Here is a 20,362-nt window from a genome sequence, read left to right as displayed (position 1 = left end):
CTCACAACAAGGCCTCCTGGGAACCAGAGCCTTCTTCGCTGCCCTCTTCGATAGGCAAGTTCTCTTCATCGCGAATAAAGCGCACCAGATCCACCAGGTAGTCGATCTTGCCGGTGACCACGAATACCTGCCGCTCGGCGTGGGGCTGAAGCAGGTAGCCGTGCTCTTTCAGGCGCTTGAAGACCTGCTTTACCTGGGCATCGAGCTGGTCACTTTGCGAGCCAAAAAAGCTGTCGGTGGCTAGGCGCTCCAAGCGTTCGCGCAGGCTTTGGTTGTCTTCGCACTTGGCGCTGAACTCGGCCGGTTTGAGTACGTCGCCGGGGGCGGCCAGGGTATCGCGGCCCAGCGCCTCTTGAACCAGCTGCAGCCACTCCAGCAGCGGCAGCAGGCTATTGAGCGTATCGCCGAGCTGACGTGACAGCTGATCCCGTGCGTTGTCATTGAGCTGACGCCAGGCCAGAAAGTAGACACTGCCCTCTTCATTGCTGGCCAGGCGGCGGTTAAGCGGCCGCAGGTAGGTATCGATCTCCTCCCGGGTCTCTTCATTGGTGAGATGGCGATAGCCGCTCTCATCGCTGATCGGGCAGACAAATTCACCGGCCAGCAGGCGCTCTAGCAGTGGGCCATGTTCGATCATACCGTCACCTCCTGCTGACGTTCCTGGAGCCGTTCGGCCAGGCGGCTTAGCCGTGGCTCGATGCGTTTTAACACCCGCTTGTTGGGGTTGGCCTCATCGCGATCGATCAGGTAGCGGTTGGCGAACAGCAGCAGCACGTCGGACTCGGGGTTGGGAAACGCGCCGACGATATGAATGCGGTTGCTGTCGCAGGCGTCGAACAGTTTCTCGACGTTGTGATACGCCAGGGTGCCGATCTCATCGATGGGCCAGTGGATGGCAATCTCGGCATCGCCGCGCAGCAGGCGGGTAAAGGCGAGCAGGAACTTGCACAGAATCAGATACGCCATGCCGTGGCTGGAGGACTCCAGCAGCTGGCGGTCATTTTTGATCACCAGATCGGTGCCGCCTTCGTTCAGGTGCAGCTCCAGGCGCAGCAGGCTTTCGAAGCTGTACTGCTGGTCGCTGCGCAGCAAATCGACCACGTCTGCCAGGGCGTTGAGGTAGTCGTCGCTGGGTAGCGTCTGGCCGGATTCCCGCCACTCTTTGTAGCGCTGGGCGAACAGCTTTAGCGGCTCCCAGAAGCCCAGTTCGTCGATGGTGGACTGGATGCGCACTTCGGCCTTGGTGATGCCTTCCAGGCGCAGGTCATCGGCAACCTCTTCAGAAAGCCGACGGCTCTGGGCGCTGATGCGCCGGTTCAGATCGCGGAACACGGTGAAGAACTTATCTAGGTCGTCGCTCAGGTTGCGGCCTTCCTGAATCAACTGCTGCTGTTGATCTTCGAGCAGTTTGAGCATGTCGCGCAGTAGCGGCAGCTGTAGGCGCGGGTTGTCGCTTTGCAACTTGCTGCGCTCGCTCTCCAGCGCTTCGGCAAAGCCGCTGCTGGCGTCCTTGATGAGTTGGCTTTCGACTTCCAGGCAGCCACGGCGTAATTGCTCGATAAGCTGGTGGCGATTGCCCAGCGCTTGGCGGGCGCGCTCGATGCGCTCGTCCACATCGCCCAGTGGCGTGCCGGGCGCTTGGCCATCGGGCTCAATGGCCAAGCTTTCCAGCTGGGTGAGTAGCGGCTTCAAGGCTTCCAGGCAGGCGTATTCGCTCTCCCGCTGGGCTTTCAGCGTACTGACCGTGCTTTGGTGGGTTTTGCGCGCCGCCTGGAAGTCGTTTTTCAGGTGCTCTTTATCCCGTTGCAGCTTTTGCTCTGCTTGCTCCAGCTCTGCTTCTTGCGCGACGAGCTGCGGTTTATGCTGCCCCCACTCAACGCGCATAAAGCGGGTGTATTCGGTGAGTTCATCCTGGCGGGCGGCGGTGACGCGAATGCGTTCATCCTGGCTGGCCAGCCGCTCCTTGGTATCTTTCAGCTTGGCGGGGTCGACGCCCTGCTCGGCCAGCTCCTGGCTAAAGGCTTCTTCCAGCTCCGCGCGCTGGCGCTGGTGTTCGGTGTTGGCGTCGCTCAACTGCTGCTTATACTGGCGCAACTGGGCATCCAGGCTATCCACCTGGCTCTGGCCGTCGGCCTTGAGCTCCAATAGCTGGCTTTGATGGGTCTCGCTAAGGGCGGCGAGCGCCTGCTGCTTCTCTTCGCGCAGCTCCTTTTGCGCCTGCTCTTGGCTGGCTAACGCGGTTTGATGCGCGGCGCGGCGCTCCTGCTGGCGCTTGGTGTGGCGCTCCTGCTGCTGGCGGCGGGCCTCTATCGCAAACTCGACTTCCTGCTCGGCGCGTTTGTGGGCCATGCGGCCCTGATCCTGGGCTTCATCGGCCTGCTGCACCCGCTCGTTATGCTGCTTGAGCGATTTCTCGGCGGCTTGACTCTCCGTTTGCACCCGCCGCTTGGCGGTGTCCGCCTCTTCGATGGCGGCCAGTAGGCTTGCTTCATCCTGGGCGTAATCCGGCAAAGCAATGGCGGAAAGATCCAGCGCCAGCCCGAACAAGTCATCGCTTGCGCCTTCCGCCAGCTGTGGGGCGAGGTCACGCCGCTCCAGCAGCTCCGGCGCAATCACCTTGCCTAACTGCTGCTCCCAGCCGGGGCGATGGTAGCGCAGGAAGTGGCGCAGGCTGCCCTGCTCCGGGTCGCGCTGCTGATAGAGCGCGTAGCAGCGCTGCTCGGCGCGTTCCAACTGCTGGCGAAGTTGCACCAGCTGCTGTTCGGCACTGTCGCGCTCGCGTTTGCGGCTTTCAAACTCCCGGCGCAGGCCATCCAGGGTAGCGGCCGAGGCGTTGCGCTCCTGCTGGGCCTGATCCAGGCGCGCCTGGGCAAGCTCCGCCTCGGAAGCCTCTTCGGAGGTTTGGGTCGAGAGCGAGAGCTGCGCTTTTAGTTCGGCTAGCTGTTCGACACCGAGTTCCAGCTGCGCCTGGTACTCGCCCTCCAGGCGTTGACGCTCCTGCTGGTAGCGTTCGTTGAGCTGCTGTTCGGACTCCCACTGCTGCTCCCGGCGCTGGGCTTTCTCTTCGACCAGGGCGTCGATCAGTTCCTGGGATTCACGGGTCTGGCGGGCCAGCGCCTCGGAAAGTTCGCGCAGCCGCCCGTCCAGGCGCGCCTGGCTCTCTTTTACCGCGTCCTGCATCACGTTCAGGTGGGTGCGCAACTGGTCGCGCTGTTCCCGCCACTGGGGTAGCGCGTTGATGTCGCGCTCCAAGGCAGGCATATCCGCATCAGCGTATTGCTCGTATTGGGTTTGCAGGTCGTTGAGGCGGCGCTGGGTCTGCTGCAAATCGCTGACCACTTCGCTGTGGCGGTCGTTCAGCTTATCCCGCGCTTCAGCGTAGTCGCTCTCCCGCTGCTGGAACTCGCGCTGGTGGCGGGCAAGCTCGGCATCTACGTCGGCCATTTGGCGTTCGGCCCGCTGGCGGTCGTCTTCCAGTTGGGGCTTTAGTTGCCACAGCGTGGCATCCAGGTCGGCGAGTTCACGGTCGATACCGGCGAGCCGGGCGAGAGAGGCCTGCAGCGGTTCCAGGCGCATGGATTGGCGCATCTGGGCAATCCACTCCCGCGCCTTGGTATTGCGAATTCGGGTCACCGGGAGTTCAACGCCATCCTCTTCGAAAATCGCCGCCAGCATGGTTTTGAGGGTGTCCATCTTGCCCTCTTTGGCATGCACCGCCGAGACCAGCTTTTCGATATGGCGGATGCGCCGCTCGGGTTTGACCAGGCTGAACTGCGCCGCGATCTGGCGCAGCTTGAGGCCGTCGCGGCTGTTGCCGTGCAGTTGGGTAAAGTCGTTCTGGATCACTGAGCGGAATTCAGAGGTAGCGCCCAGCTTGGGGGAAACCGGCGTGCCGTTGCGCCGCAGGCCGCTGGCCCACTGGGTGTAGTCCAGCGCCGCTACGCCCGCGTCGCTCTCCACCAGATAATCTTCCGGCTGGTAGGGCGCGCCGACAAAGCGGTACTCCACCCCGCCCTCGGCCTTACGGGTCAGCACCGCCTGGCAGATATTGCCCGCTTCGCGGCGATATTCGTACACTAGGTAGCTGTTGCGGTGAGGCAGGTAGAACGCATCAAACTTCATGCGCGTTTTGGGCACGACCTTGTTGGGTAATTCGCCGTAGAACACCGGTACCAGGCGCTGTAGCGTGGTTTTACCGGAGGCGTTGGTGCCGCAAATATTGGTGTGGCCGTCCACACTCAGTTCGACCACGCCTTCCAGGTGGCCGTGAATCATCACGATGCGTAGCAGGTGGGCCATGCCGTGTCCTTTCGATGACTATTTCAATGGCTGTCTCAATGACTATCCGGATCGTTTTGCTGATCGCTGAAAGTGGCTATATTGCCACTCTTGCTTGATACAAGCCAAAGCAGCATTTTCTGGCGGCGCTGGATGGCTTGTGTTTTGAACAACCTCAGCTTCATGTCATGTTCTTTCTGCATCCTTTCTGCATTCCTCAGTTTGCAGAAAGCATTTAGGATTAACGATTTTTAGTGCGGCTTTTGAAACTTACTTTATGAGTCAACAGCTCGCAGCCCGTCGTTGTTGTAGCCAATGGCAATAATCACATTCAGATTGAAAAAATCGTACTGGCGATTAACTTCACGCTAACTTCCACGCTGATCCAACAAGAATATCTTGTGAGTTGCCTCCCACTACAGCCCACCTTCTTGGTATATGCTTTGAATAATTGAGGTAGAAAGAGATGGATAAATCAATCTTAGATATGGTGCATGAAACGGCTCAAGACCTGCGCGCGGCTGGTGTGGTAATCCTCCCGAAAAATAATCGCGTTGATAAGTGGAATTTTGTAACCTGAAAAAACAGGAGATTTCACATGCGCAAATCACGTTTTACTGACAGCCAGATCATGGCGATTTTGAAGCAGGCTGAGTCTGGCGTGCCTGTCCCTGAACTGTGTCGCGAGCATGGTATGAGCAGTGCCTCATTTTATAAATGGCGTTCCAAGTACGGTGGTATGGACACCTCCATGATGAAGCGCCTCAAAGAGTTGGAAGACGAGAACCAGCGCCTCAAGAAGATGTATGCCGAAGAGCGGTTGAAGGCAGACTTGCGCCAGGAAGCCCTTGAGGGAAAGTGGTAAAGCCATCTCAACGCCGCGAGATGGCAAAGAATGTCGTTGAGGCCGGTTGCTGCAGTATTCGGCTGGCTTGTCAGGTTTTCGGGATCAGTGAAACCTGTTACCGCTATCAGGCGAAGCTTAGCCATGAGAACGCCGTTATCGCTGACTGGCTGGTGCGCCTGACCCACAATCAGCGTAACTGGGGCTTTGGACTGTGTTACTTGTATTTGCGCAACGTGAAGGGCTTTCGCTGGAACCATAAGCGCATCTACCGAATTTACCGGGCATTGGAGCTGAACTTACGCATCAAGCCGAAAAAGCGATTGGTGCGTGAAAAGCCTGCGCCGTTGGTTGTGCCCACTGCTCTGAACGACTGCTGGTCGATGGACTTCATGCATGATCAGTTGGCCGATGGCCGAACGTACCGGTTGTTTAACGTGATCGATGATTACAACCGTGAAGGCCTGATCATCGATGCAGACTTCTCACTGCCAGCAGAGCGCGTGATACGCTCCTTAAACCAGTTGATCGAATGGCGTGGCCGACCCAAGGCCATTCGATGCGACAACGGCCCGGAATACATCAGTGGCAAACTAACCCGTTGGGCGAAGCAGAACGGCATTGAGCTGATGCACATTCAACCTGGCAAGCCGCAGCAGAATGCCTACATTGAACGCTACAACCGAACAGTCCGTTATGATTGGCTGAGCCATTATCTTTTCGACTCGATCGCTGAAGTACAGGATTTTGCCACACACTGGCTCTGGACGTACAACCACGAGCGACCGAACATGGCATTGGGTGGGATAACACCGAAACAGAAGGTGGCCATGGCGGCCTAACCAACTCTACTTATCGCTCCGGTTATAAATGGGGGGATTACCGTGTGATGAAAGAAACCACGCTGCGCGAGTTCGATGCACTCTGTCTGCCGTCAGTAAAAGAGTACACAGCAATACAGATCAAGCGGATTCGCACCAAAAATCACGCCAGCCAAGGCGTGTTCGCGGCCTACCTGAATACCAGTTTGTCCACGGTTCAAAAGTGGGAGCAAGGCCAGAAGAAACCTAATGGCCCTTCGCTTAAGCTGCTGAACCTGGTGGCCGAAAAGGGGTTGGAAATACTGGCTTAATCGTTAGTGATTTTGCTGCTTAGCGTTCTATCGACATTGAGCGACGGCGAAAAATTCTTGCCAACCCGATGACATTACATTGTCATTACCTGAATGTTAGTATAGGTATTTGGCGTTTCATAATGATCGCCATGAAGGCTCTAAGCCTTGAGCTCAGGAGTTGAAGCAATGAGCAAAGAAACAACGATGACTTTCCGCGTCGAGCCGGATCTTCGAGCCAGCTTCCGTGATGCGGCTGAGAGCGAACATCGTCCAGCCGCTCAGGTTTTACGCGAGCTGATGCGTGACTACGTTGATCAGTCGCGTGTTCGTAAGTCGGCTATCAGCCCGGCCGAGCGTAAGCGCCGGGAGGAAGCGGTGAACTATAGCCGTGCCTCGGTTGGTTTGGAGGGTTTGAAACTCAGCAAGGCCGATGAGCAGCATGCACAGCGGTTTATCGATGGCGAAATCGAGCTGGATGAGTTTATAAAAATACGCAATGAATCAGTACAAGAACGGTAAACCACTCACCCCTGAACAACGCCAAGCGCTTGAAGCGACGCATACATGGCAACGGATTGTTGAGCTACGCCTTGATCCGGTGCTTGGCAGCTTCGATGCAGCTCACCTGAAAGAAATTAATCGGCGAATTTTTCAAGATCTACCGGGCTTGGGTTTCGTTGATATCACACCGGGCGAGTATCGACCTGCTGTCACCCCTGGGAAAGACTGGATTAAAAGCCGCCACCTTAAAAGCATTGGTATAACATCCAATGTGGCTTATTCCCCAATGAATAAAGCAGCGCAATTGCGGCTAGACGAAGTGCTAGAAAGAGTGAACCCAGCCGAATTATCCAACTTAAAGACAACCGAGTTCACCCAATTTATAGGGAAGCTCTACGTCGAAGTTGATTACATTCACCCTTTCATTGACGGTAATAGCCGCACGCTGCGTGAATTCACACGTCAACTAGCCGAAGCGTCGGGCTACACCCTGGATTGGAGCCAGTTCGATAAGTCTCCAGCTGGTCGCGATGTTCTTTATATTGCTCGTGATCTTAGTGTGAATAAACTTGCCTTACCAAATATCCAAAACCTCGTCACGAAGCGCGACGTGATGCTGAGCGTGGATCAACTAGAAGGCAACCGTGAGCTGCCTGACTTGCTTCGCGATGCTGTCCGGCCTTTGTAGCTGCCCCCGCGTCAGATAAACCGGCACGAAACTATTACGTGGTGCCCAACAACCCTTCAAAAAAACTCACCGCATTGGCTTCCAGCCCTTCCAGGTAGTAACCACCTTCTTGCACCACCAGCGTGGGTACGTTCAGATCCGCTACTTTACGACCAAGCTCACCGAAACCCGCTGTAGAAACAGCGACCTTGGCTTGCGGATCGAGTTCGTAAATATCGAATCCCAGCGCCAGCACAATGGCGTCCGGTTCGAACAGGCGGATGGCCTGGCAGGCTTCTTCCAGGCGGTCAAAAAACACTGACTCCTCTGAGCCGTGGGGCATCGGTAGGTTGAGGTTATAACCCAGCCCCGCCCCCTGCCCGCGCTCATCTTCGAAGCCGGTTACCGCCGGGTAGAAGTTGGTGGTATCGCCGTGAATCGAGATATACAGCACATCGTCGCGCTGGTAGAAAATTTCCTGAATGCCCTGGCCGTGGTGCATATCGGGGTCGAGCACAACGATGCGGGGGTAGCGGGTTTTAAGGTGCTGCGCGGCAATGGCGGCATTGTTGAGAAAGCAGAAGCCGCCGGCGGAGTCGATGCCCGCGTGGTGGCCCGGCGGGCGCGATAACGCATAGGCAAACCGATCACCGGCTAATAGAGCCTCAGCCCCAGCGACCGCGCTTTGCGCCGACCAATAAGCAGCCTGCCAGGTATGCTGGCCTACCGGGGCGCTACCATCAGCTAGATAACGCCCGGCTTCCGCCAAGATGCCGCGCAGGGCGTTGGGGGAGCGCACGAAGATATTGGAAATTACCTCTTCGCCCCAGTCTTCCCCAAGGGCATGCCAGCGCCGATGGGCACTTTCGAGAAAGCGCAGATAGGGCAACGAGTGCACCGCCCTTATTGGCGCTACGCCATGATCCGCGGGTGCTTGAATATCAAAGCCTAGCCGCTTGGCGGCGGCCAGCAGGTGCGTGGCACGCTCAGGCACTTCCTGGGGCGTGCGCATTTTGCCCCGGGAGAAGTAGGTTTGCGGCTGATGAAGCAGTTGGTCAGCGTGGTAGAACGTCTTCATCGGCACTATATTCATCAGAACTATCCTTCATCAGATCTATCTCCGGTTTCGCCCACACCCTTCACTACAAATTTGCGGGCAACGCCAATGTGGTAATCGATTGCCTCACGGCAGGCTGCCGGGCTGCCGCTATCCAGCGCATCGAGCAACTGATAGTGGCTGGTGGCGATGGTGTCGGGGGCTTCATGGGTTTTGGTGATTAAAGTGATACAGAGGCGCAGTTCATGGGTTAAATCATCGAAGGCGCGCAGCAGTCGGTCGTTACCTGCGTATTGCAGCATCAGGCGGTGGAACTGAAGATCTTCTTCAATCCGACGCGTGCCATCGTTACCGACTGCGGCCTCGCAAAGCACTTCGACCTGCTGCTTGAGCGCGCGCTGGACTTCCGGCGTATAGCGCTCGGCAAGGCGCTGAATCGCATGGCGCTCAAGGCATAGCCGCAAATCAAATACATCTTCGAGTTCAACGGCATTCAACGCACGAACGAAGAACCCACGGCGCGGTTTCGAGATCAATAAACCCCGGCTTTCCAGCAAACGTGCCGCCTCACGCACCGGGGCTCGGCTAACGCCCAAGTCACGGGAAAGCTGCACTTCCGAAAGCCGCTCACCGGGTAAAAAGTGTTGTTTAATAATCGCTTGGGTCAAATAGTCAGCCACCTGTTCGACAAGGTTCTGCTGCTGAATAAAGGCCCTAGGAGCCACCATTGATGAGGCCATAAAAATCACTCAAGGGGTATGACACGTTTTTTCAGTATGACGAAAAAAAGCCACTTGTCGACGAACGATTGCCGACTGTCGACAGTTTTACCACATGCTGCTAAGTTCAAAGTGCAAGGTTCAAAAAAGGCCCCCAATAACCACCACAACTGGGCCTGACACGCCACGCCTCGCTCGCCTAACGACTACGTAACCTCATTACGTGCTAATAACCGAGGAGCAGGAAACATGAAAAAACCTTTAGCGTTGGCTATTTCCGCTGCAGCATTCGCTTTTACCTCCGCCGCTATGGCAGACGACCCCAAAGAAGGGGGCGTCGTTAACACCATTATTCAGCCCGAGCCGCCTGGCCTGGTGCTGGGCATGGTTCAGAACGCGCCTACACGTACCGTATCGGGCAATATTTACGAAGGTCTGCTGCGCTACTCCACCGATCTTGAACCCATGCCACAGCTGGCGGAGTCCTGGGAAATCAGCGACGATGGCCGTGCCTACACCTTCCACCTGCGTGAAGGCGTTACCTGGCACGATGGCGAAGCCTTCACCGCTGATGACGTGGTGTTCTCTGCGGATGTTTTCCACCGCGAGCTCAACCCTAGCGCCCGCGCCGTGCTTCAGCATGTGGAGAGCATCGAAGCCATCGATGACCACACCGTTGTATTTACTCTGACGCAACCCTTCGGCCCCTTTCTGCTCTCCTTCGAGGCGGGCACCTTTACCATGGTGCCGGAGCACCTCTACGCAGGTACTGAATTCCGCGACAATGAGCACAACGACCACCCCATTGGCACCGGCCCGTTCAAGTTCGCCAACTGGGAGCGCGGTACCGTTATCGAGCTGGTTAAAAACGACGATTACTATGAAGAGGGTCTTCCCTACCTCGACGGGGTTAACTGGCACGTTATTCCTGACGGCGCTTCCCGTGCAGTGGCGTTCGAGAACGAGACCATTGACGTGCTGCCCAGCGGCACCGTCGAGAACTTCGATATTCCCCGCTTAGCAGCAATGGATAATGTCTGCATGACCGAAGAGGGCCACGAGTACTTTAGCCCCTTTGCCATGCTGTGGATGAACAACCGCGAAGGCCCCACCGCGGATAAACGCTTCCGCCAGGCAGTGATGTACGCCATGGATCGCGAGTTCGCCAAAGATGTCTTATGGAATGGCTTGGGCAATGTGCCGCTGTCTGCCTTTGGTTCTAATGCGCGCTTCCAGAATGAAGATCTGGAGCCCTACGACCACAACCCGGAACGCGCCCGTGAGCTGCTTGAAGAGATGGGCTACGACGGCGAAGAGATCACCATCCTGCCGCTGCCCTACGGCGAAACCTGGACCCGCTGGGCCGAAGCCGTGCAGCAGAACCTGCGCGAAGTGGGTATTAACGTTGAAACCCAAGCCACCGACGTGGGCGGCTGGAACCAACGCCTGGGCGATTGGGATTACGACCTCGCCTTTACCTACCTCTACCAGTACGGCGACCCGGCGCTGGGCATTTCACGCACCTATCTTTCCGACAATATTGCCAAGGGCTCGCCCTGGAATAACGTGGAAGGCTATGAAAACGAGCGTGTCGACGAACTGTTCAACGAAGCCGCCACGGCTTTCCCCGACGAAGAGCGCGAGAAACTTTACCGTGAAGTACAGGAAATCCTCCACGAAGACGTGCCCGTTGGCTGGTTGATGGAACTGGGCTTCCCGACCCTTTATCGCTGTGATGTGCAGGATCTGGTCACTTCAGGTGTGGGTGTTAACGACGGCTTTAAAGATGCTTGGCTAGATCGCTAAACCCAAGCTACCCAGGTAGCGCTGGCTACCTGGGTTTTCCAGCTATGTCTTGAAGGTCTTAGTCAGGAAACGACTTATGGTTTACGCTCGCCTCATTCTGATGCGGCTGTTCAAAGCCGTCATTGTGCTGTTTTTAATCGTTATTTTTAACTTCCTGCTGATTCAGCTGGCCCCCGGCGACCCGGCCGCCATTCTGGCCGGTGAAGCGGGTGCCGCGGACCAGGAGTTTCTTAACCAGCTGCGCGAGCGCTTTGGGCTCGACCAGCCGATGTATGTGCAGCTGTGGCGCTATGTATCAGGTATCGCCATGCTTGATTTCGGCTACTCCTACCGATTGGGTGTCCCTGTGTTTGATCTGATTATGGATCGCTTGCCCGCCACCCTGCTGCTCACCGGCACCGCCTTTGTGCTTTCGCTGGTACTGGGCATTGTGGCCGGTTCCATGGCGGCGGCGCGGGTTAAAAAGCCCTCAGGCTCCATCATTATGGCGCTCGCGCTGATCTTCTACGCTACGCCGCTGTTCTGGGTCGCGCTGATGTCGGTGGTGGTGTTTTCGGTCTACCTGGGCTGGCTGCCCGCTTACGGGCTTTACACCGTGGGGGCAGGCCATACGGGGTTTGCGCTGGTGCTCGATGTTGCCCAGCACTTGGTGCTCCCGGCGACCACCCTGGCGCTCTTCTTTATGGCGATTTACACCCGCATGACGCGCACGTCGATGCTGGATGCCGCGCAGCAGGATTATGTCAAAACCGCACGCGCCAAAGGTTTGAAACCGAGCATTATTCAGCGCCGCCATGTGCTGCGTAACGCCCTGCTGCCGATCATCACGTTAGCAGGCCTGCAGGCGGGGCAGATGGTCGGGGGGGCAATCCTGACCGAAACCGTGTTTGCCTGGCCCGGTATCGGGCGGCTGATGTTCGAAGCGCTGCAGCAGCGCGACTACAACTTGCTGCTGGGTATTTTCTTCTTCTCGGCGGCCTTGGTCATCGTCTTCAATATCATCACCGATTTGGTGTACAGCCTTGCTGATCCACGCATCAAGAAGGGGGCCTCATGAGCTTTTTCGCACGCTTTGCGCAAAACCGTGGCGCCCTGGTGGGGCTGATCATCCTGCTGCTGATTATCGCCATGGCGATACTGGCGCCGCTGCTGTTTCCTGAATCCCCCTGGCGCATGGTGCAGCGGCCCTTTTTGCCGCCGCTCTCGCAAGATGGCTTTCCCCTGGGCACCGACACCATGGGCCGCAATGTGGCCTCGGGTTTGATGCACGGCGCCTGGGTATCACTGTTGATCGGGCTGGTCTCCACCAGCGTGGCACTGCTGATTGGCGTTCCCTTGGGAGCCATTGCCGGCTACTACGGCGGCATCATTGATGACATATTGATGCGCTTTACCGAGTTCTTCCAGACCATCCCCAACTTTGCGCTGGCGATAGTGCTGGTGGCGATTATGCAGCCGAGCATCACCTCGATCGTGCTGGCGATCGCGATTGTCAGTTGGCCACCGGTGGCCCGCTTAGTGCGTGCCGAGTTTATGTCGCTGCGCAACCGAGAATACGTGGAAGCGGCGCGTTTGGTGGGCCAGTCCAACACCACGATTATTCTGCGCCAAATTCTGCCCAATACGCTGTCGCCGATTATCGTGCTGGCCTCGCTAATGGTGGCCACCGCGATTTTGCTGGAGTCGGCGCTGTCGTTTCTCGGCCTGGGCGACCCTAATGTGATGTCCTGGGGCTATATGATCGGCGCGGCGCGCACGGTGATTCGCCAGGCATGGTGGCTGAGCTTCTTCCCGGGAGTGGCGATTCTGCTCACCGTACTGGCGTTAAACCTGGTGGGTGAAGGGTTAGACGACGCTTTGAACCCCAAACTATCCCGCGAGCGCTAAGGACTTTATATGCCTATTACAGAGAATCCATCGGCTGACACCGTCCTCAGCATTCGCGATCTCAACATTGCGCTGCCCAAAGGGGCGGATCGCGCCCTGGCGGTGGAGGACGTGAGCTACGAGGTAAAGCGCGGCGAAATCATGTGCGTGGTGGGCGAGTCCGGCTCCGGCAAATCGATGGCTGCCAACGCCATCATGGGGCTACTGCCCAAGGGCGTGAACGCCACTCAGGGCGAGATACTGTTCGAGGGGCAGGATCTCCTCGCCCTGACGGAAAAGCAGCACCGCGCCCTGCGCGGGCTAAAAATCGGCATGATCTTCCAGGAGCCAATGACCGCCCTAAACCCGCTGATGCGGGTAGGCGCGCAAATTGCCGAAGTGTTCGAGGCCCACGGCCAGTTCACCCCCAAGGAGCGCCAGGCCCGCGCGCTGGAGCTGCTCATCGAAGTGGGCATTCCACAGCCTGAGAAAGCCATTCGCGCCTATCCTTTTGAGCTTTCCGGCGGCCAGCGCCAGCGGGTGATGATCGCCATGGCGCTGGCGCTGGAACCCATTTTGTTGATTGCCGACGAGCCCACCACCGCGCTGGATGTGACCACCCAGGCGCAAATTCTTGAGCTGATTCGCGACCTTCAGCAGCGGCGCGGCATGTCGGTGATGTTTATCACCCACGACTTTGGCGTGGTGGCCGAAATCGCCAACCGCGTCTGCGTCATGCGCCACGGCAAGATCGTCGAACTGGGGGACGCCAAGCCGGTGCTTGAGAACCCTCAAGACGCCTATACCCAAGCGCTGATTGCCGCGATCCCCAGCAATGCGGTTCCGCCTCACCGGGAGACCAGTCAAGTCGCCCCGCTGCTGGAGATCAAGCAGCTCAATAAGGTCTTTCGCTCCCGGGGCGGATTCCTTAAACCTTCCCGCGAAGTGCGCGCCCTAGAGGATGTATCGCTCACCCTGGCGCGAGGCGAAACCGTGGGCATCGTGGGCGAATCAGGTTCCGGAAAATCCACCCTCGGGCGCTGCGTGGTGCGCTTGGAGCACCCCGACAGCGGCGAGCTGCTACTGGATGGGGTGAACCTTTCCCAACTAAAAGGTGATGCGCTGCGCCGGGAACGCCACCGGGTGCAGATGATCTTCCAAGACCCCTACGCCTCGCTCAACCCACGCACCAAAGTGGGCATGGCGATTGCCCAGGGGCCGATTGCCAACGGCACGCCCAAAGCCGCGGCGCTTAAGCAGGCGGGGGAGCTACTGGACATGGTGGGCTTGGGCGCCAGCGCTGTGGAGCGCTTTCCTCACGAGTTTTCCGGCGGCCAGCGTCAGCGTATTGGCATTGCCCGAGCGTTGGCGCTTAACCCTGAGCTGATCGTGGCGGATGAAGCTGTCTCGGCGCTGGATGTATCGATTCAGGCCCAAGTGCTGGAACTGCTGGAAGAGTTAAAACAGCGGCTTTCATTGTCGCTGCTGTTCATCACCCACGATCTGCGCGTCGCCGCGCATATTTGTGACCGCATTGTGGTGATGCAGCATGGGCGCATCGTCGAGCAAGGCAGCGCCGAGCAGATTTTCCTCGCCCCAAAAGAGGCGTATACCCAGGATCTGCTCAAGGCGATTCCCGGCCGCGAAGCCCCCGTGGCGGCAACAGCGTAGTTTATCGGATAGGAAAGACAAGCTAAGGAAAACACATGCAAATAACCCTGGAGGCGCTGCGCGCTATTGTTGGCCCCGCCCATGTATTGACCGGCGACGATGTGCACAGCCGACGCGTGGATTGGATGACCGGCGCGCCCTGCCAGGCTGGGGCGATTGTTCGCCCGGCGGATACGGAGCAGCTTTCCACAGTGATGCGCGCCTGCTATGAGTTGCAGCAGCCGGTGGTGACTCACGGCGGTTTAACCGGGTTGGTGCACGGTGCAGAAGCCAGCCCGGATGAGTTAGTGATCTCCCTGGAACGTATGAGCGCGATTGAAGAGATCGATCAAGTGGGCGGCACTCTCACCGTGCAGGCGGGGGCACCGCTGCAGCGAGTTCAGGAGGCAGCGAAAGAGGTCGGCCTGCAGTTCCCGCTGGATCTGGGCGCTCGGGGCAGCTGCACGATTGGCGGCAATATCGCCACCAACGCCGGTGGCGTTCGGGTGATCCGCTACGGCATGATGCGCCAGCAGGTACTCGGTCTGGAAGCGGTGATGGCCGATGGCCGCGTGGTCAGTTCCATGAACCGCATGCTGAAAAATAACGCCGGTTTCGATCTGAAGCAGCTGTTTATCGGTAGTGAAGGCACCCTGGGCATTGTGACCCGTGCGGTACTGCGCCTTCAGCCACCCACTCCCAGCGAGCAAACGGCGATGGTGGCCTGCCCTTCGTTTGAGGCGTTAACCGGTCTACTCAGCCATATGGGTAAAGCGCTTGGCGGCAGCCTGGGAGCCTTTGAAGTGATGTGGCAAAACCACTACCGCCTGCTCACTGAAACCCTGGGCCGCCACACCCCACCAATTGCCACCGAGCACCCGTTTTATGTGATTATTGAGTCCCTGGGCAGCGACGCCGAGCGCAATGCCACCCAGTTCAACGAAGCATTAGAAAGCGCGTTGGAGAGCGAGCTAATTGTCGATGCGGTGATTGCCCAATCCAGCACCCAGCGCGACGGACTATGGGCGATTCGTGAAGATATCGAAGGATTGGTCAAAGGCCTTGCGCCAGTACTCACCTTCGATGTCAGCCTGCCCATTGCCGATATGCAGCGCTACACCGATGCCTTGGAAGCGCAGCTAACCCAGCGCTGGGCAGAGGCGAAACTGGTGGTATTTGGCCATCTCGGCGATGGCAACCTGCATATTTCCGTTAGCGTGGGGAGTGCTGAGATCGAAGTTCGGCGAGAGGTTGAAGCCATGGTTTACCAGCCGCTGGCCACACTGGGCGGTTCAGTCTCCGCAGAACACGGCATTGGCCTGGAGAAACGCCCTTGGCTCGCCACTTGCCGCTCCAGCGCCGAGATTGAGTTGATGCATACGCTCAAGCAGGCGCTAGACCCACATCGCCTTCTCAATCGCGGTAAAATATTGAGTTAATAATTGTTTTTAGGATATCAACATGCCCCGCTACCCCAACCACTTACTGAGTGAAGGCCCTGCTAATCCATTTCCGGGCATTAAGGTGCTAGAACGCCGACTTGGCAAGGTGTTACCCCATCGGCTGGGCTCTAACGAAGGCCTGGATATGCCTCACCGCGCCCTGCGCGATCACTTTGGCGATGCCCTGGTCGAACACGTTTACTGCTACGGCGACGCCGAGGCGCTGGGTGTTCGCAAACGTATTAGCGAACAACAGGGTATGGCGCTTGAAACCCTGCTGGTAGATGCCGGTGCCGATAGTTTGATTGCCCTGGCCCTGCGCACCACCTGCGAACCGGGGGAAACCGTGGTGAGCACCGCAGGCACCTACCCCACCTTGGGCTATTTTGCCAAAGGCCAGGGCTGCAACCTGGTAGAGCCCAGCTATTATGAAGCACCCGGCGTGCTGGCCCCCGACCTGGAAGCTCTGGCCGCCGCTGCCCATCAGGAAAACGCACGACTGGTGTATCTGGCAAACCCGGATAACCCCAGCGGCCACTTACACAGCGACAGCGACATCCTCAAGCTGCGCGATGCGCTGCCCGATACCTGCTGGCTGTTGTTGGACGAAGCCTATGGGGATTTCCGCGATGACGCAGGTAGCGAGTTCGCTGCTAAAGCAATACCGGGAGTGATTCGCCTACGTACGCTATCCAAGGCTCACGGTCTGGCGGGCCTACGCATTGGCTACGCCATCGCCGACCCAGAAGTGCTGTCGATGATGATGAAGGTGCGCATTCACTACGCGGTATCGTCGTTAACCCTGGCCGCTGCAGAAGTGGTACTCGACCACCCTGACGAGGTTCACCAACACGTTGCCAATGTAAAAGCCCGCCGGGAGCAGTTGGCGGAGCACTTTCGCGCCCTAGGGGCCGACGTGCTGCCCAGCGCCACCAATTTTATCGGCATTCGCCTGCCCAGCGCTGACCTCGCCGCCGAGGTTCACCAGCAACTGCTAGACAAAGGCGTATTAGTTGCTCGCTTGGCGCATCCAGAGCTTGCCAATGTGATTCGCATCACTGCCGTGCAAGCCGCGCTGGAGCCGGGGAGATTAGACGCGCTCGAACGGGCTATTAAAGAGCGCGCCTGATTAAGTTGGTAAAATTGGGCAAGCGGATGGCACGGTGCATCGAGGGCAGGTTTCCGCGAGGGCGCTGTGAACCCATCCCTGGGCGCTACTTTTTCCATCCCTGGAAAAAGACCCTCGCTCCAACCTGCCCTCGCAGCTCGTGAAAGGGGGGATGCATAGCATTTACTTCCAACCCCAATAGTTTTAAGGCGTTAACCAATGCCGAAAATCATCCAGCTCTCCGCGCACCGCCTGACGATATAAGCTCTGCAGTTGAGCAGTGACGCTGTCTTGGCTGATGGGTTCGTTGACGGGTGGTGCGCCAGCACGTCCACCAATACGGCGACCATCCAGCTCGCGCAGCGGGAGTATCTCGGCGGCGGTGCCGGTTAAAAACGCCTCATCGGCAGTGTATAACTCATCGCGGGTAATCCGACGCTCGCGCACCTCAATACCCAGTACTTTTTGCGCCAGCTGAATCACGCTATCCCGAGTAATGCCTTGTAGGCACGACGTCACTTCCGGCGTATGCAGCACGCCATCGCGGAGCAAAAAGACGTTGGCCGCTGATGCCTCGGCCAAATAGCCTTCTGGGTCGAGCATAATGGTTTCATCAAACCCGGCTTTGATCGCCGTATTCAACGCCAGTATCGAGTTGACGTAGTGGCCATTGGTTTTCGCCCGGCAGAGGCTGATATTGACGTGGTGGCGCGCCCAGGATGACGTCAGCGCGCGCAAGCCGTGGGTCGCGGCCTGGGGCGAAATATAGGGGCCCAAATCCCAAGCGGCCACCATGACATGGGTGGTTAATCCTTGCGCACGCAGCCCCATCCCTTCCGCGCCGAAAAATACCGTGGGCTTGAGATAGGCATTGCTCAGGCCGTTTTTGGTCAGGCACTGGCGCTGGGCGTCGATCAATTCCGCTTCGCTAAACGGCAGCGGCATATCCAGCGAATGGGCGCTTTCTGCCAAGCGGCGGGTATGTTCAGCAGCACGAAACAGATGCGTGCCCGAAGGGCCTGCGTAAGCGCGTACGCCCTCAAAACAGCCCATGCCATAGTGCAACGTGTGGGTGAAGACATGCACCTTGGCCTCGCGCCACTCCAGCCATTCACCGTCGTGCCAGATCCAGCCATCGCGGTCATAAAGCGGTGTCATTGTTTGCGTTGCTCCCACTGTTGGCACCAGTCGTCGATTAACAGCTGCTGGTGCGGTTGCAGGGCCTGATAGCCCCAAGCGGCAATTTCATCGTTTTGCGGGTCGGACACGGCAATCTCACTACCCGCCAGAGTCTGGATCACCGCATGGCCGCAGAGCGGCACATAGCCTTCCGAGTAGCCGCCTTCGTGAATAAATACCAGCTTGCCATCGCAGCAGCGCTCGGCCAGTGCTTTAAGCTGGGCAGTCATGGTGGCGAACGCCTGGCTGTTGAGCAGCATTTTGCCTAGCGGGTCCTTGGCGCAGGCGTCGTAACCGCAGGCCACCACAATCATATCGGGGTTAAAGGCTTCCAACGCTGGCAGCACCAGCGTTTCCATAGCGTATGCGTAAGCGCCCAGGCCACAGCCCGGCGGCAGCGGCAGGCTAAGGTTGGCACCCAGGCCTGCGCCTTCGCCCTGTTCGTCAAAGCTGCCGGTTTCCAGCGGGTAGTTGGCCGCCTGATGGATAGAAACCGTAAAGACTTCAGGCTCGTTATAAAACGCCGCCTGCTGACCGTTGCCGTGGTGAACATCCCAATCGAGTATCGCCACGCGATTAACCTGCCCCAAGGCCCGGGCGCGCATCACCGCCACGGGGATATTGCCCAGCAGGCAGAAGCCACGGCCCTGGTCAGCTTCCGCATGGTGGCCGGGCGGGCGGCATAGGGCGTAGGCGTTGCTCACCTCCCCCAGCGCCACGGCCTCAACAGCCGCCACGGCTAGCCCCGCTGAATGAGTGGCCGCCGCCCAACTGCCCGGCATATAAGGCGCGCAGTCACCGCCATTGCCACCCCGCGCTTTATCGCCTGCCTGCAGTTCGTTTAAATAGCGAAGGGTATGAAAGCGCAGCAGGTCTTCCAGCGAGGCGGCGGGCGGTTTCACCACGTTCAGCTCGTCAATCAAGCCGCTGACTTCGAGTATATTCTTCAGCCGCCGCTTGCTCTCCGGGCTTTCCGAGGCGGCCTGGGGCTGTAAAAACTCGCCGGGAGCGGAAAACACCCCTATCGCGCCCTGGTCGTGCCAGAAGCAGCGTTCGTGCCAGTAGAAACCGGTTCTGCTCATGCCGTAAAACCCTGCATAAACGCGGCTAGATTGGCGCTTAGGTGCTCGGTGGGGTAGCCACCTTCCTGAACAATCACCATGGGTAGCGAGAGCGCCGCCAGGCGTTTACCCACCTCGACAAACGCCTCGGTTTCCACCGTAAGCCCCGCGAGCGGGTCATCTTTATGGGCGTCTAACCCGAGCGCCACCACCACGGCATCGGGCTCGTAGCGCTGCAGGTGATCAATTAACACTGCCAGGGCGTCCAGATAGACATCCCCGTCGCTGCCTACCGGCAAGGGTAGATTAACGTTAGCGCCTACGCCCTCATCAAAGCCCTCTTCATCAGCACCGCCCCAAAAAAACGGGTAGAAGTCGCTAGGATCAGCGTGCAGTGAGCCTGTCCAGACATCGCTGCGGTAATAAAAAATATCCTGGGTGCCGTTGCCGTGATGCAGGTCCACATCGATGATCGCGACTTTGCCGTAGCGCTCACGCAGCACGGTCGCCGCCAGCGCTGAGTTGTTCAGCAGGCAAAAGCCCCCAGCACGCTCCGGCCCGGCATGGTGACCCGGCGGGCGGCACAGCGCGTAGGCTGTAGACGCGCCATTAAGTACCTCTTCTGCCGCCGCTTCGGCACTAGCCGCCGAGGCCAGCGCGCCTTGAAAACTGGTCGCGCTTAGCGGGCAGGCCATATCGTGCAAATGCCAGCCTGCTTGCCCAATCGGGTGGCGCGGGTAGTGGTGGCCACCTCCGCAAGGGTGAATATTGGGTGCAACAAATTCCGCCGCATTGGGCAGCGCCTGCCAGCGAGCGTAAATGGTGTCCAAAAACGTGAGGTAACGCGGCGTATGAATCTGCTCTAAGCGCTTGCGCAGCATTGGCGAATCCGCCTCTGTAGGCGCGGTCAGGGTCAGCCCAGCCGTTGCCAGCCCCTGGGTAAGCAGCTCGGCGCGCACCGGGCCTTCCGGAGAAGGCACAGGCTGGCCGCGCAGCAGGAAGGTCGGCGGCGCATGCAACGCCTGGTCAGGGTGATAAAAACACTTCATGGGTCGCAGTCCTTAGCTAAA

At 58.3% G+C, this 20,362-nt stretch carries 18 protein-coding genes; 10 read left to right on the top strand and 8 right to left on the bottom strand.

Annotated features, from left to right (window positions below; translation table 11 throughout):
* Position 1 precedes the first annotated feature (1 nt).
* From ACXUPB_RS03335 to ACXUPB_RS03325, 3 genes are read right to left on the bottom strand one after another with little or no spacing between them, the layout of a single operon-like run.
* Positions 2-637, bottom strand: coding sequence for a hypothetical protein (locus ACXUPB_RS03335; RefSeq protein ID WP_472955340.1), 636 nt, complete (start codon positions 635-637; stop codon positions 2-4).
* On the bottom strand, positions 634-4,299 hold the full coding sequence (locus ACXUPB_RS03330) for an ATP-binding protein (RefSeq protein WP_472955337.1): 3,666 nt from the start codon (positions 4,297-4,299) through the stop codon (positions 634-636). The genes ACXUPB_RS03335 and ACXUPB_RS03330 overlap by 4 nt, the downstream gene beginning before the upstream one ends.
* Before the next feature lie 35 nt (positions 4,300-4,334).
* On the bottom strand, positions 4,335-4,481 hold the full coding sequence (locus ACXUPB_RS03325) for a hypothetical protein (protein WP_472955335.1): 147 nt from the start codon (positions 4,479-4,481) through the stop codon (positions 4,335-4,337).
* Positions 4,482-4,876: 395 nt separating this feature from the next.
* Between ACXUPB_RS03325 and ACXUPB_RS03320 the strand changes: the two genes are divergently transcribed.
* The 4 genes from ACXUPB_RS03320 to ACXUPB_RS03305 all read left to right on the top strand — a co-directional run bounded on the left by ACXUPB_RS03320 (position 4,877) and on the right by ACXUPB_RS03305 (position 7,425).
* A protein-coding gene (locus tag ACXUPB_RS03320) for an IS3 family transposase (protein WP_144408567.1) occupies positions 4,877-5,964 on the top strand; the annotation gives its coding sequence in 2 pieces (ribosomal slippage) (positions 4,877-5,132 and positions 5,132-5,964; 1,089 coding nt in all).
* A 47-nt stretch (positions 5,965-6,011) separates the two neighbouring features.
* Positions 6,012-6,254 (top strand): helix-turn-helix domain-containing protein, encoded by a 243-nt coding sequence (locus tag ACXUPB_RS03315; protein WP_472956672.1) that lies wholly within the window; start codon positions 6,012-6,014, stop codon positions 6,252-6,254.
* 168 nt (positions 6,255-6,422) lie between these two features.
* Positions 6,423-6,755, top strand: coding sequence for an antitoxin VbhA family protein (locus ACXUPB_RS03310; protein ID WP_472955333.1), 333 nt, complete (start codon positions 6,423-6,425; stop codon positions 6,753-6,755).
* Entirely contained in the window at positions 6,733-7,425 is a 693-nt protein-coding gene (locus tag ACXUPB_RS03305; RefSeq protein ID WP_472955331.1) for a Fic family protein, read from the top strand. Before ACXUPB_RS03310 ends, ACXUPB_RS03305 begins: the two co-directional genes overlap by 23 nt.
* A gap of 34 nt (positions 7,426-7,459) precedes the next feature.
* Here ACXUPB_RS03305 and ACXUPB_RS03300 read toward each other — a convergent pair whose 3' ends face one another.
* Both ACXUPB_RS03300 and ACXUPB_RS03295 read right to left on the bottom strand, forming a co-directional pair.
* On the bottom strand, positions 7,460-8,482 hold the full coding sequence (locus ACXUPB_RS03300) for a histone deacetylase family protein (protein WP_472956670.1): 1,023 nt from the start codon (positions 8,480-8,482) through the stop codon (positions 7,460-7,462).
* A gap of 20 nt (positions 8,483-8,502) precedes the next feature.
* The gene (locus tag ACXUPB_RS03295) at positions 8,503-9,201 is read right to left on the bottom strand and encodes a GntR family transcriptional regulator (protein ID WP_472955328.1); all 699 of its coding nucleotides are present in this window, start codon (positions 9,199-9,201) and stop codon (positions 8,503-8,505) included.
* A 228-nt stretch (positions 9,202-9,429) separates the two neighbouring features.
* On the opposite strand from ACXUPB_RS03295, the gene ACXUPB_RS03290 reads away from it, so the two are divergent.
* The 6 genes from ACXUPB_RS03290 (at position 9,430) to ACXUPB_RS03265 (ending at position 17,073) form a co-directional block, all read left to right on the top strand.
* The gene (locus ACXUPB_RS03290; RefSeq protein WP_472955327.1) at positions 9,430-10,986 is read left to right on the top strand and encodes an ABC transporter substrate-binding protein; all 1,557 of its coding nucleotides are present in this window, start codon (positions 9,430-9,432) and stop codon (positions 10,984-10,986) included.
* Positions 10,987-11,062: 76 nt separating this feature from the next.
* Positions 11,063-12,043 carry an ABC transporter permease gene (locus ACXUPB_RS03285; RefSeq protein WP_472955324.1) on the top strand — a complete coding sequence of 327 codons (981 nt, stop codon included), beginning with the start codon at positions 11,063-11,065 and terminating at the stop codon, positions 12,041-12,043.
* Positions 12,040-12,873 carry an ABC transporter permease gene (locus ACXUPB_RS03280; RefSeq protein WP_113268633.1) on the top strand — a complete coding sequence of 278 codons (834 nt, stop codon included), beginning with the start codon at positions 12,040-12,042 and terminating at the stop codon, positions 12,871-12,873. The genes ACXUPB_RS03285 and ACXUPB_RS03280 overlap by 4 nt, the downstream gene beginning before the upstream one ends.
* 9 nt (positions 12,874-12,882) lie before the next feature.
* On the top strand, positions 12,883-14,523 hold the full coding sequence (locus ACXUPB_RS03275; RefSeq protein ID WP_472955321.1) for an ABC transporter ATP-binding protein: 1,641 nt from the start codon (positions 12,883-12,885) through the stop codon (positions 14,521-14,523).
* Positions 14,524-14,558: 35 nt separating this feature from the next.
* A complete protein-coding gene (locus tag ACXUPB_RS03270; protein WP_472955319.1) occupies positions 14,559-15,941 on the top strand; it encodes an FAD-binding oxidoreductase in 1,383 nt (460 codons plus the stop codon).
* Between the two features lie 22 nt (positions 15,942-15,963).
* The gene (locus tag ACXUPB_RS03265) at positions 15,964-17,073 is read left to right on the top strand and encodes a pyridoxal phosphate-dependent aminotransferase (protein WP_472955317.1); all 1,110 of its coding nucleotides are present in this window, start codon (positions 15,964-15,966) and stop codon (positions 17,071-17,073) included.
* Between the two features lie 183 nt (positions 17,074-17,256).
* On the opposite strand, the gene ACXUPB_RS03260 is transcribed toward ACXUPB_RS03265, so the two are convergent.
* From ACXUPB_RS03260 to ACXUPB_RS03250, 3 genes are read right to left on the bottom strand one after another with little or no spacing between them, the layout of a single operon-like run.
* Positions 17,257-18,210 carry a branched-chain amino acid transaminase gene (locus ACXUPB_RS03260; RefSeq protein WP_472955316.1) on the bottom strand — a complete coding sequence of 318 codons (954 nt, stop codon included), beginning with the start codon at positions 18,208-18,210 and terminating at the stop codon, positions 17,257-17,259.
* Complete coding sequence (locus ACXUPB_RS03255) at positions 18,207-19,313, bottom strand: class II histone deacetylase (RefSeq protein ID WP_472955314.1); 1,107 nt, start codon at positions 19,311-19,313, stop codon at positions 18,207-18,209. The genes ACXUPB_RS03260 and ACXUPB_RS03255 overlap by 4 nt, the downstream gene beginning before the upstream one ends.
* Positions 19,310-20,341, bottom strand: coding sequence for a histone deacetylase family protein (locus ACXUPB_RS03250; RefSeq protein ID WP_472955311.1), 1,032 nt, complete (start codon positions 20,339-20,341; stop codon positions 19,310-19,312). The genes ACXUPB_RS03255 and ACXUPB_RS03250 overlap by 4 nt, the downstream gene beginning before the upstream one ends.
* Positions 20,342-20,362: the final 21 nt, after the last annotated feature.

This window comes from Vreelandella sp. DA03-1M, from assembly GCF_055725665.1.
This window is presented reverse-complemented; position numbering and strand designations above follow the sequence as displayed.